This is a genomic window from Brevundimonas sp. UBA7507 (assembly GCF_002478355.1).
Classification (GTDB): domain Bacteria; phylum Pseudomonadota; class Alphaproteobacteria; order Caulobacterales; family Caulobacteraceae; genus Brevundimonas; species Brevundimonas diminuta_D.
Map to the genome: position 1 here is coordinate 137139 of NZ_DLNP01000006.1, position 11354 is coordinate 148492.

General features: G+C 67.0%; 11 protein-coding genes. 7 read left to right on the forward strand and 4 right to left on the reverse strand.

Features of this window, described 5'->3' with window-relative positions:
* Nucleotide 1 precedes the first annotated feature (1 nt).
* The 3 genes from yihA (at nucleotide 2) to B3D50_RS04595 (ending at nucleotide 2320) form a co-directional block, all read left to right on the forward strand.
* On the forward strand, nucleotides 2–670 hold the full coding sequence (yihA, locus tag B3D50_RS04585; RefSeq protein ID WP_286949681.1) for a ribosome biogenesis GTP-binding protein YihA/YsxC: 669 nt from the start codon (nucleotides 2–4) through the stop codon (nucleotides 668–670).
* A 73-nt stretch (nucleotides 671–743) separates the two neighbouring features.
* A complete protein-coding gene (locus B3D50_RS04590) occupies nucleotides 744–1253 on the forward strand; it encodes a DUF3617 domain-containing protein (protein WP_286949684.1) in 510 nt (169 codons plus the stop codon).
* Between the two features lie 71 nt (nucleotides 1254–1324).
* Complete coding sequence (locus B3D50_RS04595; RefSeq protein ID WP_286949686.1) at nucleotides 1325–2320, forward strand: LLM class flavin-dependent oxidoreductase; 996 nt, start codon at nucleotides 1325–1327, stop codon at nucleotides 2318–2320.
* Here B3D50_RS04595 and B3D50_RS04600 read toward each other — a convergent pair.
* Genes B3D50_RS04600 through B3D50_RS04615 form a run of 4 tightly spaced genes read right to left on the reverse strand, consistent with a single transcriptional unit; the run spans nucleotide 2317 to nucleotide 6273 of the window.
* Nucleotides 2317–2823: a hypothetical protein gene (locus B3D50_RS04600; RefSeq protein WP_286949688.1), complete on the reverse strand. Its 507-nt coding sequence runs from the start codon at nucleotides 2821–2823 to the stop codon at nucleotides 2317–2319. The two genes, B3D50_RS04595 and B3D50_RS04600, sit on opposite strands and share 4 nt — an antisense overlap.
* A 5-nt stretch (nucleotides 2824–2828) precedes the next feature.
* A complete protein-coding gene (locus B3D50_RS04605) occupies nucleotides 2829–3977 on the reverse strand; it encodes a polysaccharide biosynthesis/export family protein (RefSeq protein ID WP_286949690.1) in 1149 nt (382 codons plus the stop codon).
* A 35-nt stretch (nucleotides 3978–4012) separates the two neighbouring features.
* Nucleotides 4013–5278 (reverse strand): glycosyltransferase family 4 protein, encoded by a 1266-nt coding sequence (locus tag B3D50_RS04610; protein ID WP_286949692.1) that lies wholly within the window; start codon nucleotides 5276–5278, stop codon nucleotides 4013–4015.
* Nucleotides 5278–6273: a KpsF/GutQ family sugar-phosphate isomerase gene (locus B3D50_RS04615; protein WP_286949694.1), complete on the reverse strand. Its 996-nt coding sequence runs from the start codon at nucleotides 6271–6273 to the stop codon at nucleotides 5278–5280. The genes B3D50_RS04610 and B3D50_RS04615 overlap by 1 nt, the downstream gene beginning before the upstream one ends.
* Before the next feature lie 177 nt (nucleotides 6274–6450).
* Between B3D50_RS04615 and otsB the strand changes: the two genes are divergently transcribed.
* The 4 genes from otsB to B3D50_RS04635 form a co-directional block, all read left to right on the forward strand.
* Entirely contained in the window at nucleotides 6451–7236 is a 786-nt protein-coding gene (otsB, locus tag B3D50_RS04620) for a trehalose-phosphatase (protein WP_286949696.1), read from the forward strand.
* Entirely contained in the window at nucleotides 7233–9017 is a 1785-nt protein-coding gene (locus B3D50_RS04625; protein WP_286949698.1) for a glycoside hydrolase family 15 protein, read from the forward strand. Before otsB ends, B3D50_RS04625 begins: the two co-directional genes overlap by 4 nt.
* Nucleotides 9014–10390: an alpha,alpha-trehalose-phosphate synthase (UDP-forming) gene (locus B3D50_RS04630; protein WP_286949700.1), complete on the forward strand. Its 1377-nt coding sequence runs from the start codon at nucleotides 9014–9016 to the stop codon at nucleotides 10388–10390. The genes B3D50_RS04625 and B3D50_RS04630 overlap by 4 nt, the downstream gene beginning before the upstream one ends.
* A gap of 213 nt (nucleotides 10391–10603) precedes the next feature.
* A partial coding sequence (locus B3D50_RS04635; RefSeq protein WP_286949702.1) for an outer membrane protein occupies nucleotides 10604–11354 on the forward strand: 751 nt, incomplete at its 3' end.

Genomic DNA, 11354 nt, shown 5'->3' on the forward strand with positions numbered 1-11354 from the left:
GTTGGACGCGTCTGACGAGCCCAAGGTCGGGGAATACTCCGACGTCGAGATCGAGGCGGCGCGCGTCCTGTTCGCGCGCCAGGCCAGCTTCGTCCTGGGCTGCGCCAAGATCGAGCAGCTGCCGACTCCGGACCTGCCCGAGATCGCCTTCGCCGGCCGCTCCAATGTGGGCAAGTCCAGTCTGATCAACGGCCTGGTCGGCATGCACAAGCTGGCCAGGGCCTCCAACGAGCCGGGCCGCACGCGCGAGGTCAACTTCTTCGACCTGGACGGGCGGATGCGTCTGGTCGATCTGCCCGGCTACGGCTGGGCCAAGGCGTCCAAGACCACGGTCAAGAAGTTCCAGGATCTGGGTCGCGACTATCTGCGCGGCCGGGTGACGCTGAAGCGCGTCTATCTGCTGATCGACGCCCGCCACGGCCTGAAGAAGGTGGACGACGAGGCCCTGGATGCGCTGGACCTGTCGGCCGTCTCCTATCAGATCGTCCTGACCAAGGCCGACAAGCTGAAGAAGGGCGAGGCCGAAAAGGTCCAGGCGGCGACGCTGAAGGCCATCTCCAAGCGCCCGGCCGCCTATCCGCACGTCGCCGTCACCTCGTCGGAAAAGGGCTTCGGCCTGCCCGAGCTGCGCGCCGAGATCATGCGCACCACGGGCGTCGTCCTCGACTGAATCTCACATCCGCGTGAACCGTTAAGCCAGACCGGCGTTGACCCCTCGGTTCTTAACGAGAGGGGAGCGCTCCATGCGTTCAGCGATTATCGGCGGCGTCGCCGTCGCCTGCCTGCTGGGTCTGTCGGCCTGCGGAAACAACAACAAGGCCGAAACTCCGGCCGCCGACGGGGCTGAGACCGCTTCGACGGCCGCTGCGCCGGCGACGCTCGATGCGCCCAAGCCGGGCCTGTGGCGCGTTTCCACGGCCATGGAAGGCATGCCGGGCGGCACCGCCGTCCCGCCGCAGGAAGTCTGCATCAAGGAAGCCAAGCTGGAGGCTCCGGCCAACGCCCAGCAGCCGGGCGCCGACTGTACGACCAAGCCGTTCGCGCGTGAGGGCGACGCCATGGTCGCCACCTCGTCCTGCACCTTGCCGGGCAATATGAAGGCCGACTCCACCATCCGCGTGACCGGCGACTTCAACAGCCGCTACGTCACCGAGGTCACGACCAAGATGGACCCGGCCCCGACGCCGCAGATGGCCCAGACCAAGGTCACCATGACCGCCGAGCGCATCGGCGACTGCCCCGCCGGTCAATAAGCGCCCGCCCATAGACGATTGATCGTCACGGCCGGTATGGCGTCGCTGAAAAGCGGCCCCATATCGGTCGGATGATCCCTCTGTCCATTCTCGACCTCGCCCCCGTGCCGGAAGGCTCCGACGTGGGGCAGGCGCTCGCCAATACCATTGATCTGGCCCGCCACGCCGAACGGCTGGGCTACAGCCGCTACTGGCTGGCCGAGCATCACAACATGCCGGGCATCGCCAGCGCCGCGACCTCCATCGTCATCGGCGCGGTGGCGGCGGCGACGAAGGCCATCCGCGTCGGCGCCGGCGGGGTCATGCTGCCCAACCACGCCCCCCTGGTCATCGCCGAACAGTTCGGCACCCTTAACGCCCTTCATCCCGGCCGGATCGACCTGGGCCTGGGCCGCGCGCCTGGATCGGATCAGGCGACGGCGCGCGCCTTGCGTCGCACGCTTCAGGGCGACCATGACGCCTTCCCGCAGGACGTGATGGAGCTGATGCAGTGGTTCGCGCCCGCCACGCCGGATCAGCGCATCATCGCCAATCCGGGCGAGGGTCAGGCCGTGCCGATCTGGATCCTCGGCTCATCGACCTACGGCGCGCAGCTGGCGGCGCACCTGGGCCTGCCTTACGCCTTCGCCAGCCATTTCGCGCCGGGCGAGATGATGCGGGCCCTCGACATCTATCGCCAGACCTTCCGTGCGTCGCCGCATCTGGAAAAACCCTATGTCATGCTGGGATACAACGCCTTCGTGGCCGAGACGGACGAGGCGGCGCGGCTGCTGTTCACCTCGGTCCAGCAGGCGTTCGTCAACCTGAGAACCGGCCGTCCGGGCAAGCTGCCGCCGCCGGTCGAGGGCTATTACGAGCGGCTGGACGGCGCGGCGCGCGGCATGATCGACGCCGCCCTGGCCTGTTCGGCGGTGGGCGCGCCAGCGACGGCCAAGGCGGCCCTCGACGCCTTCATCGCCCAGACCGACGCGGACGAGCTGATGCTGACCAGCCAGATCTGGGATCCGGCCGCCCGCGTGCGCTCGCTCGAGCTGCTCGCCGCGGCGACCGGGCTGGCGTCCGCCTAGCGGCTGCTGGCGGGCGGTTCGAACAGCAGGGGAGAAGCGGCGCTTTCGGCGTCCAGGCGACGCCAGGCGGCGCCCAGGCGGATGGCGTCGGCCAGGTCCTGCGGCGTTATGGGTTCGGCGTCGGTCAGTCTCTGACGCAGGCCGCGACAGGCCGCCAGCACGGCGGAGGCATGTCGTATCTCAGGGATCGTAGAGCGCGCGCCTATGCCGTCCAGCGAGGCGAAGCGCCAGCCTTCTTCGGGCGGCGCAGCCTGGATCATCGACCATTTCTCGGCAGGGGTGAGTTGATCCGCCAGTTTCTCCCAGGCGCCGTTCTCGCCCTGTCGACGATACTGACCCGGCTGGGCGGGCAAGCCGTGACGGCCATAGACGTCGCACGCCGCCGCCTCTATGGCGGCGATTTCCGCAAGCAGGCTGTCCACGCCGTCCGACAAGGCGTCAGAAGGCACGACAGCCTGCTCGCCGCCTCGGTCGTCGCGGCGGCGTCCGAAGCGGCTCAGCATCGCCTTTAGTTCAGGCTCAGGTTGCCGGTGACCGAGACGTCATAGACGACGCGGGTGATGCTCTGGACCACTTCGAAGAATTTGCGCATCTCAGCCGCGCCTGCACGCGGCGTGTAGATGAGATCGTCCGACTGCATCTGGAAATTGCTGGCGATGAAGAAGCCTTCGCCCTCGTTCAGGTTCAGGCGATAGACTACCGGCACCCCGCGCGAGGTGACGGGCTGCTGGATGCCTAGGGCCTGCGCCACTTCCGGCCGCTCGAAACGGAAAACCAGAACCGAACGGGCATTGGCGATGTTGGAATCCAGGCCGCCGACGCCGCTGAGGGCTTCGGCCAGGGTCAGCGGGCCGGGAGGCAGTTCGCTGCGCGCCACAGCGTTGAAGGCGCCGAAGGAGCTGAAGCGGCGAGGCTTGTAGACCAGGTTGACCTGATCGCCCCGCTGCAGGCGCACGTTCTCGTTGAACTCGGTGGTGACGATCGACATCGGGGCCGTATAGACCTTGCCGTCGCGCTGGATGCGCACGTCGATGTCGTGCAGCGAACGCGACGGGCCGCCGGCGGCGGCGATGACGTCGAGGATGCGGTCGCTGTTGGCGGATAGAGGCTGGCGTCCGGGGCTGCGCACGTCCCCAAGCACGGTGACGGCGTTGGAAGCGTTACCCGCGATGGTGACGATCACCTGGGGATTGGCGACCTTGCCGACCAGGGCGCGGCGCACGGCCGCCGAGGCTTGTGATGGAGTCAGGCCTTGCACGGGCACTTCGCCGGCGAAGGGGATCGGGACGGCGCCGTTTCGGTTGACCATCAACGGCGGCAGGGTCTGGTTGCCGCTGCTGGCGCCGTCGCTTGACGAGCCGCCGCCGAACAGGCTGCCGCCGGGTTCGAAGATGCTGACGGCAAGGGTGTCGCCGACGCCGATCACATCCGTAGGCGCTTCGCTGGAGGCGAGCGCCAAGCTTGAGAAGGACGGCGGGGGCGCCGCCTTCAGTCGTTCGCTCAGTGCGAAGTCCAGATCGACGAGCGCATAATCGCCCGCCCGCTCCGGGGAGGACGAGCCTTGAACCACGTTGCGGCCGGACGGCCCGTCGCGGGGCAGGGTCGAGCACCCGGCCAGAAGAGCGACGATGAGCAGGCTGGCGGCGGTTCTGGACATAGGGCCTCGGTTCAGTTCCATCAGATGCTTACCCTTCAGGCGGCTGCGCCGCCAGAGGCGGACAGCACCCGTTGCTGGACGACATCGAAATGCTGCTCCCAGTTGGGCGGAGAATAGGGCGGCGCGACCGGCGAATTGCGTGTCCAGTCCTCAAGCGCGGCCAGCCATCCCAGGCCGTCCAGCGGATCGATCAGGCGGGCGTGCGGGACCAGTTCGCGGTGGGCGGCGATGTCCGAGGCGATGAGGGGCACGCCCATGGCGCTGGCCTCGACGGCGGGCAGGTCGAAGCCTTCGACCGATGAGGGCGCGACCATGGCGCGTGCGCCCCGCATCAGAGCCGAAAGGGCGCAGTCAGGCAGGTTTTCGGCCTGGTGCACGAGGCCGCGTAGATTGGGCGAGCGTTGCAGGTGGTCCAGCACGGCCTCGTTTTCCCAGCCGTATCGGCCGACCAGGACCAGGCGCGGCGTTTCGGCGCCCATGGTTTCCTGCAACCGGCGCCAGACGGTCAGCAGGAAGGCCAGGTTCTTTCGCGCCTCGATCGTGCCGACGTGCAGGAAGTAGGGGCGAGCGGGGGCGATCGTCGTGCGGCTGTCGAAGGTGCGCTCCAGTCCCAGATGCGCGACTTCGATCGGCGGGGCGGCGATGTTCGACAGGTCGGCGAAGCCTTTTAGTTCGTCGGCTGTGTACTGGGAATTGACGATGATCCGCGAAGCGTGGCGCAGCACGTTGGTCATCCGTCGCACATGCTTCAAACCGTCGCCGGGGCGGCAGAACTCGGGATGGGTCACGGGGATCAGGTCGTGGACCATGATGATCCGCTCAATACCTCCGCCGGCTAGGGACGTAAGGATGTCGGGCGTATTCAGGCTCGTATGCCCGACATTTATATAGGCTCGCGCCGACGGAGGTGCGGCGATGCGGCGCGACCTGAAGTACTGCTTCCAGATCCGCTTCGGCTTGGTCTTGGGCGGCGCCTGTTCTTCGGGCGCGCGTCCTATGATTGAGGCTCCGTCGTCTGGCGAGCGCAGGGCGTCGAACAGCTTGCGGGCTTCGGGGTCCAGTTCCGTCACGGCGCCGGGGCCCGTCCAGCGGGTGCGCAGTTCGGCGAGGCGTTCGCGGAACCATTCGTTGTCGACGCGCGCCAGCTGATCCTTTCGCGCCCGTACGGGCGTCATCCGATAGGTCGGGTGCTCGATCAGCCATTCGGCATAGGCCAGGCAGACCCGGTCTACCCCGGTCGGGGCGCTGCGCTCGGTTCGGCTGAGCAGCCGGCTGGCGTCGAAGAGCACGTCCTCGATCATCAGGAGACGTAGCCCGCCTGCATCAGCTCGGCGATGTGGATAATGGCGACCGGGCGGCGATCCTCCAACACGAACAGATTGCTGATCTTGTTGGCGGACAGCAGGTCGACGACGTCGCTCATGCGCGCCTCGGGATCGACCGTGATCGGGCTACGGCTCATGATGTCTTCCGCCCGGACGGCGCTGACGTCGCGAGTGAGGGCGCGGCGCAGGTCGCCGTCGGTGATCATGCCGGCCAGGGCCCCGTCGGCGGCCAGGACGGCGACCGCCCCCTTGCGCCCTTCGGTGATCGCCGAGACGACGGCGCCGAAGTCGGCGTCCAGGGGCACGCTGGCCGGGGCGGCGGCGTTGTCGCCCATCCACTCGCGTACGGTCTGCAGGCTCATGCCCAGGGCGCCGCCGGGGTGGTGCAGGCCGAAATCTTCCCGCGTGAAGCCGCGTCGGTCCATCAGCACCATGGACAGGGCGTCGCCCATGGCCAGGGACATCAGCGTCGAGGTCGTCGGCGCCAGGCCGTTGGGGCAGGCTTCGGCCACCTTGGGCATGGTCAGGCAGACGGCGGAATGACGGCCCAGGAAGCTCTGGGGCCGCTGGGTGACGCCGATCACCGGAATGTCGTTGCGCGCGCAGAAGATCAGCGGATCGCGCAGTTCGCGGCTCTCGCCCGAGTTGGACAGCGCCAGCAGGGTGGTGTCGGGGCGCAGCATGCCCAGGTCGCCGTGGCTCATCTCGGCCGGGTGGACGAAGAAGGAGTTGGTGCCCGTCGAGGCCAGGGTGGCGGCGATCTTGCCGCCGATGTGGCCCGACTTGCCCATGCCCGTCACCACGACATAGCCGGGGCGCGACAGGATGATGTCGGCCGCGCGCGCGATCGAGGAATCCAGCGAACGTTCCAGCGCCTCCAATGCTTCTATGTTTAGACGCACGACTTCGCGCGCCCGGTCGGACATGGCGGCGAGTTGTTCAGGAGAGGAAGGAACGGAGAAAGCAGTCATGACGGCTCCAGGCGCCGGGGCCGCTTCTGCGGCTCTATCGTAGCGCAGTGGCAAATGCCTCATTCGAGAGTTCGGCACAATGGCGTCGCCTCAGGTGAATGAACGATGAATAGCGACAACCATTCCAGGCGTCATGCGTTGCCGTATGGTCCACACATAGAAAGCACTTTGAAACGCATGTCTTCTGCACAGGGGTTTGCGCGCCCCCCATTGCCTGCGCCGCCGGAACGTCTGAGTGGAGCGGCGCTCTTCCTTGATCTGGACGGGGTTCTGGCCCCGCTGGCGCCGACGCCGGACGCCGTGGGACCGGAACCGCGCCGCACCCGGACGGTCGAACAATTGACCCACGCTCTGGGCGGCCGGGTCGCGGTGGTCAGCGGCCGCACCCTGGCCGAAATCGATCGCATCGTCGATGGCGCGGCGCGCGCAGCCTCGGGCGTGCATGGACTGGAGCATCGTCGCGCCGACGGCGTGCTGAGCGCCCGCGACCCTGCCCCCTCGGTAAAGACGGCCCTGGCTGCCTTTCACGACTTCGCCGAAGCTCGCCCCGGCGTCCTGGTCGAGGACAAGGGTCTGTCTGCCGGGTTGCATTTCCGCCAGGCGCCCAGTCAGGCCGATGCGGCCCTGGCCTTGGCGACCGCCCTGGCGGACGAAACCGGTCTGGCGCTTCAGCCGGGATCGATGGTGCTGGAGCTCAAGACGCCTGGCTCGGACAAGGGCACGGCGGTCGCGGGCTTCATGGCCGAGGCGCCTTTCTTGGGCGCCACGCCCGTCATGGTCGGCGACGACCTGACCGATGAGGCGGGCTTCCAGGCGGCGGAAGCTCTGGGCGGTTTCGGCGTTCTGGTCGGGCCGGATCGGCCGACGGCGGCCCGCTATCGGCTCGAAAACGTGGAGGCGGTGCTCGACTGGCTCGGCGCTCTGGCCTCGGCCGCTCTAGAGGAGAAGGAGGCGCGGGCATGACCCCCAACCTGGATCTGGCCCCCATCGGCAATTGTTCGGTCAGCGCCCTGGTCGATCGGCAGGGGCGGTTCGTCTGGGCCTGCGCGCCGCGCATCGATGGCGATCCCGTCTTTTCCGCCCTGATGGACGGGGCGTCGCCCGAGCACGGCTTCTGGGCTGTCGAGCTGGAGGGGCAGGTCGCGGTCGAGCAGGCCTATGTCCGCAACACCGCCGTCCTGCGCACCGTGCTGACGGCGGCGGACGGCGGGGCGGTCGAGATACTGGATTTCTGTCCGCGGCATCTGAAGCACTCGCGCATCTATCGGCCGATCGCCTTTGCGCGCGTGATGCGGCCTCTGTCGGGCGCGCCGCGCGTCACCATGCGTCTGCGTCCGTCGACCGACTGGGGCGCGCGGGCGGCTGAGCGCACCTCGGGCTCCAACCACATTCGCTATCTGTGCAGGGATGTGACCTTGCGCCTGACCACCAACTGCCCGGTCAGCCACGTGTTGAACGAACGCGCCTTCCGCCTGGAGGAGGAGATGGCCTTCTTCCTCGGCCCGGATGAGGGCTACGACCAGTCGGTGCTGGCGGGCGTCACCGCCGCCCTGGACCTGACCATCGCCCATTGGAAGCACTGGACCCGCACCCTCTATCTGCCGCTGGACTGGCAGGAGGCGGTGATCCGCGCCGCCATCACGCTGAAGCTTTGCGTCTATGAAGAGACCGGCGCCATCGTCGCCGCCATGACGACCTCCGTGCCGGAGTTTCCGGAGAGCGGACGCAACTGGGACTATCGCTACTGCTGGATCCGCGACGCCTACTATACGGTGCGGGCGCTGAACCGTCTGGGCGCGGCGGACATCCTCGAGAGCTATCTCGGCTATCTGCGCAACCTGGTCGACGCCTCGGCGGGCGGTCATGTTCAGCCGGTCTATGGCGTGGGTCTGGAGCCCGCCATCGTCGAGCGCATCGTCGACAGCGTCGAAGGCTATCGCGGCATGAAGCCGGTGCGCGTCGGCAATCAGGCGCACGAGCACCTTCAGCATGACGTCTATGGCCAGATCGTCCTGCCGCTGGTGCAGGCCTTCTTCGATCACCGGCTGTTGCGTCCCGGCACGATCGAGGACTTTCGCGCGTTGGAGAAGGTCGGCGATCGCGCCTTCGCCATGCACGATCAGGTCGACGCAGGTCTGTGGGAGTTCCGCACCATCGCGCGGGTGCACACCTATTCCTCGGTCATGTGCTGGGCGGCCTGCGATCGCCTGGCCAAGGCGGCGCATCATCTGGGGCTGGACGATCGCTGCGAGCTGTGGCGCGAACGCGCGCGCATCATCCGCGAGCGCATCGAGGCCGAGGCCTATCTGCCGGACGAGGGCCGCTTCGCCGCCAGCTTCGGCGGGACGGAGCTGGACGCCTCCCTGCTGCAGATGACGGACCTGGGTTTTCTAGACGCCCATGACCCGCGTCAGGTCAAGACCTTCGAGGCGGTCGAGCGCAATCTGAAGCGGGGCCCCTATCTGTTCCGCTACATCCACGCCGATGACTTCGGCGAGCCGGAGACCGCCTTCAACTTCTGCACCTTCTGGTACATTGAGGCGCTGGCCCTGAACGGTCGGGTCGAAGAGGCGCGCGTCATCTTCGAGGAGATGCTCAGCCGCCGCACCCATGCGGGCCTGCTCAGCGAGGACATCGCGATCCAGGACGGCGAACTGTGGGGCAACTACCCCCAGACCTATTCCCTGGTCGGCATCATCAACTGCGCGGTCCTGCTCAGTCGTTCGTGGACGGATGCGCGATGAGCCGCCTGATCGTCGTCTCCAACCGCGTTTCAGCGCCCAAGGATCCGGCGGCGGGCTCGGCCGGCGGTCTGGCCATGGCTCTGTCGGCGGCGCTGCGCAAATATGAGGGTCTATGGTTCGGCTGGTCCGGCGAGACGGTCGAGCATTTCACCGGCGAACTGAACACCGAAGACCGCGCGGGCGTCGCCGTCGCCACCGTCGATCTGGAGCCGCAGGACGTCGACGAATACTACAACGGCTACGCCAACAAGACGCTGTGGCCGCTGTTCCATCATCGTATCGACCTGACCGCCTATGAGCGGTCCTACGGTGAAGGCTATGAACGCACCAACCGCCGTTTCGCCGAAGTGCTTCAGCCGCTGCTCCAGCCCGACGACGTCATCTGGATCCACGACTACCACATGATTCCCATGGCGCGGGATCTGCGACGACTGGGGGTGAAGAACCGCATCGGCTTCTTCCTGCACACGCCCTGGCCGGCGCGCCAACTGCTGGTGACGTTGCCGCATCACCGACGGTTGGTGGAAACCATGTTCGACTTCGACCTGCTGGGCTTCCAGACGCGCGAGTGGCTGGGTCTGTTCCAGCGTTATGTCGAGGTCGAGGCGGGAGGCAAGGTGCGGGCTGACGGCCGGGTCGAGGCCTTCGGCCGCAGCGTTCAGACGGGGGCTTTCCCCATCGGCATCGATGTGGACGGCTTCCTGGCGGCGCGCGACTCGCCGCTGGGGCGACGAACCTATGATCGGATGTCGGCTTCGGCGGCCTTCCGTTCCATGATCGTCGGCGTAGACCGGCTGGATTACTCCAAGGGGCTGGAGCAGCGCCTGCTCGGCTATGAACAGTTTCTGGAGGACAATCCCGAACTGCGCGGCGAAGTTTTCCTTTTGCAGGTCACGCCGATTTCGCGGGATGAGGTGGATACGTATCAGGATATGCGCGTGCGCCTGGAAGCTCTGGCTGGGCGGGTCAACGGCGCCTACGCCGACATGGACTGGCAGCCGATCCGCTATCTGAACCGCACCTTCCGCCGCGACCAACTGGCGGGGATCTATCGCGCGGCCAAGGCGGGGCTGGTGACGCCCCTGCGCGACGGCATGAATCTGGTGGCCAAGGAGTATGTGGCGGCGCAGGATCCTGAAGACCCCGGCGTCCTCATCCTGTCGCGCTTCGCAGGCGCCGCCGAACAGATGGGGGAGGCGCTTCTGGTCAATCCTTTCAGCCGCGAGGAGCTGTCCGAGGCGATCCAGAAAGCCCTGACCATGCCGCGGGAGGAGCGGATACGGAAATGGAAGGCTTTGATGAAGGTCGTGCGCGACACTGACGTCGCCCGCTGGCGCGACGACTATGTCCAGGCGCTCATGGCGGCGTCGTAGCACGGCCGGTTCATCTACCATTCATCCTGATCCGCACAGTGAAGCTGTATTGCCCAAATGCGCGGCGGTAATCCGATTTATGTTGAAATGGCGCCACAGTGGACACATTCAACGCTCAAATGTGGAACCGCTGCACTGCAATATCGTTCGGCTTTCGAGCGCCTTCGCGGTATCGCATTGGCTTTCGGATCAACTAGAGAGTGTGAGGACACCATGAAGCTGAAACTTCTGGCCAGTGTCGCTGCTGCGGGGCTGTTCGCGGCCGGCGCTGCATCGGCTGAGCCCGATGGCTGGTACGGCGCGATCGACGCCGGCTACCACATCATCGACGACATCAATACGGAAGCGTCGGCGACCGGCCACAACTGGAACTGGGAAGTCAACGACGGCTGGGCGGCGTTCGCTCGCCTTGGCTACCGTTTCAACCCGAACTGGCGCATGGAACTCGAAGGCGGCTACCGCTCGGGCGACATTGGCAAGGTGCGCGCTGTCTCGGGCCCGAACGGTTTGTGCAACCTGACGCCGGCCACCGGCCCGTGCCACTCGCCGGAAGGCGACATTGAGTCCATGTCGTTGATGGCGAACGTCCTGTACGACTTCGGCTCGCCGGACTGGACCATTCGCCCGTTCGTCGGCCTGGGCGCCGGCTTCAACCGCGTCAGCACCGACGCCGTCGGCCGTCTGCGCCAGAACCCGGGCGTCACCTTCACCGCCGACGACAGCTCGACCCGTTTCGCCGCTCAGGCGATCGCCGGTCTGGCTTGGGCCGTGGGCGACCGCGCCAACATCGATCTGACGTATCGCTACCTGACCGGCGATATGCGTTTCGACACCACGCAGTCGGCCGCTCCGGCCTTCGGCACCCTGGAAGGCGACTATGACCAGTCGCACACCGTGACGCTGGGCCTGCGCTATGCGTTCGGCGCCGAGCCGGCGGCTCCCCCGCCGCCGCCGCCGCCGCCGC

Excerpts from the sequence above, each read along its gene's own strand:
- B3D50_RS04600 (WP_286949688.1), bottom strand. The coding sequence starts at position 2,823 with ATGCTGAGCCGCTTCGGACGCCGCCGCGACGACCGAGGCGGCGAGCAG.
- B3D50_RS04605 (WP_286949690.1), bottom strand. The coding sequence starts at position 3,977 with ATGTCCAGAACCGCCGCCAGCCTGCTCATCGTCGCTCTTCTGGCCGGG.
- B3D50_RS04630 (WP_286949700.1), top strand. The coding sequence starts at position 9,014 with ATGAGCCGCCTGATCGTCGTCTCCAACCGCGTTTCAGCGCCCAAGGAT.
- B3D50_RS04610 (WP_286949692.1), bottom strand. The coding sequence starts at position 5,278 with ATGATCGAGGACGTGCTCTTCGACGCCAGCCGGCTGCTCAGCCGAACC.
- B3D50_RS04595 (WP_286949686.1), top strand. The coding sequence starts at position 1,325 with ATGATCCCTCTGTCCATTCTCGACCTCGCCCCCGTGCCGGAAGGCTCC.
- B3D50_RS04625 (WP_286949698.1), top strand. The coding sequence starts at position 7,233 with ATGACCCCCAACCTGGATCTGGCCCCCATCGGCAATTGTTCGGTCAGC.
- B3D50_RS04590 (WP_286949684.1), top strand. The coding sequence starts at position 744 with ATGCGTTCAGCGATTATCGGCGGCGTCGCCGTCGCCTGCCTGCTGGGT.
- B3D50_RS04615 (WP_286949694.1), bottom strand. The coding sequence starts at position 6,273 with ATGACTGCTTTCTCCGTTCCTTCCTCTCCTGAACAACTCGCCGCCATG.
- otsB (WP_286949696.1), top strand. The coding sequence starts at position 6,451 with ATGTCTTCTGCACAGGGGTTTGCGCGCCCCCCATTGCCTGCGCCGCCG.